The 1,731-nt window shown below is 40.0% G+C and carries 4 protein-coding genes; 2 read left to right on the forward strand and 2 right to left on the reverse strand.

Annotated features, from left to right (window positions below; all coding sequences use genetic code 11):
• Window positions 1-58 precede the first annotated feature (58 nt).
• Together ABT034_RS35240 and ABT034_RS35245 are read left to right on the forward strand one after the other, a co-directional pair.
• A complete protein-coding gene (locus ABT034_RS35240) occupies window positions 59-628 on the forward strand; it encodes an HTH domain-containing protein (RefSeq protein ID WP_350627222.1) in 570 nt (189 codons plus the stop codon).
• A gap of 26 nt (window positions 629-654) precedes the next feature.
• Window positions 655-993: a hypothetical protein gene (locus ABT034_RS35245; protein WP_350627224.1), complete on the forward strand. Its 339-nt coding sequence runs from the start codon at window positions 655-657 to the stop codon at window positions 991-993.
• 117 nt (window positions 994-1,110) lie between these two features.
• On the opposite strand, the gene ABT034_RS35250 is transcribed toward ABT034_RS35245, so the two are convergent.
• Complete coding sequence (locus ABT034_RS35250; RefSeq protein ID WP_311948678.1) at window positions 1,111-1,368, reverse strand: hypothetical protein; 258 nt, start codon at window positions 1,366-1,368, stop codon at window positions 1,111-1,113.
• A gap of 21 nt (window positions 1,369-1,389) precedes the next feature.
• The coding region (locus ABT034_RS35255) for a hypothetical protein (protein WP_351221186.1) at window positions 1,390-1,731 on the reverse strand (342 nt) is incomplete at its 5' end.

Genomic DNA, 1,731 nt, shown 5'->3' on the forward strand with positions numbered 1-1,731 from the left:
GATAATCGAATCAAATTCATGTATACTAAAAGAAAAAATCAACTGAGGTGACAACCTTTTGACAACGGATAGACAACCAAAAGAAATGTTGACAGTAAAAGAACTTGCAGAATTTTTTGGTATCAGTAGACAAGCCATGAGGAAACATGTTGACAACCTAGAGCCAACGTTCCTTGCCAAAAATAGCCAAGGATACAAGACAGTTCTATGGTCGGGGGTGTTGCACCTTGCTGACAAGCTAGGACGTCCCGAGTTGCTTGAAGCGTTCGAAATTCCTAACACAGCAAGCTCTGACAGTATAGAAACGAAGTTGTTTTCACAGTTGCAACAAAAGGACGCACAAATTGATCAGCTGCAGTCGTTATTAGCCCAACAACAAAAACTTCTTGATCAGCAACAACAGCTAACTTTGCAAGCGAACAAACAAATACTGCTTCTGACGTCGCAGGAACGCTTATCAGGCGATTTAAACAAAGAATCGAATAATGATTCAGAAAATTTTAAAACGCCTCAGAACGCTTATGAGAGCCCCTCAGAGCAAGAAGAGAAATTCACTTCTGAAAATGAAGTCGTGCGACCGAAACAAGAAAGAAAGAAGAAGTGGTGGCACTTTTTCCGTGAACCCTAAGATAGCGCTGAAAGGATGGATTGTGTATGCCGTTTTCAGCTTATGTTGACAGCTATCCGATTACTGCGTATATCGTGGGGCACCTTGGTTTATCGGTGAGTGATTTTTGTCGACGGTATGAATTCGATCCCATGATCGTCAAGGGGTGGCAAACAGCGAATCGTTCCGTTTTCTCCTTGCCTGCTGACTTTGTGGAGTGCCTAGCCATTGCGTCCGACAAAACAGCGGATCAAGTTCGCTGTATTTTACGCTTGTTAGAAACGCAACATTTCGCTTATCTTGCGACAAGTCTGGAGTGGAACATAACACCGTTCCAACTCGCCCCCCCGGTTTCTTCACAAACGCCCCAAAGAGAAGAAGCTTGATTTACCAGTATTTTAGTGATCAAACATAGCTAGACCAATTGAAAATCACAAAGAACGCCCGTCAATCGCTTGATTGACGGGCGTCTTGTGTTAATCGAGATTATGTTAACTAAGGGTTTAAATAACTTCTTCTAGCCAAACTTTATATGAAATATCCGAAGCGATTGACGTTTGTATTTCAGGACTAACTATGAATCCATACTCTTCTTCACTTGTTTCAAAACCATACATAACGTCTGAAATCTTATACAATTGCCCATTCCATAGGATTTTTTCCCCTTTTCTTGGAATAAATGGTAGCGCCACAATATCAAATTTTTCAGAGTAGTTTTCACTGTTTTTGTTTAAGGTAATAGCTAATTCAATCGCGTACAATTTTCATATCCTCCAAAAATATTAATTAATTGAAACCACACGTACAGGAGAAAAACAACTTGCATTTCCCTTTGAAGTATAAATTTGAGCAACCCCATTTATTCTGTAAGTTCCTCCTTTTTTATACGTCCAAGTTTGAGAAATAGTCACACCACCAGATTTTGGGGAATAGCTTCCCGGAGAAGTCGTTTGTCCCAAAATCCCAATATTATAAACAGCGTTCACTCGGTTAATTATAGCATTTGTTTTCAATTTCCAAACAGCTGTAACCTTTCTTCCACTTTTTGTCACCGTAAAAGAAGTCGTAGACCAAACTGGACCAGCCTTAGCTTGAGCTTGGGTTTGGAAAATATCATTGTTATT

Origin of the sequence: Streptomyces sp. NPDC002773 (assembly GCF_040295605.1) — a bacterium.
GTDB lineage: Bacteria > Actinomycetota > Actinomycetes > Streptomycetales > Streptomycetaceae > Streptomyces.

Bases quoted from the DNA above. Each gene is read 5' to 3' on its own strand.
- ABT034_RS35245 (WP_350627224.1), top strand. From the start codon at position 655: ATGCCGTTTTCAGCTTATGTTGACAGCTATCCGATTACTGCGTATATC.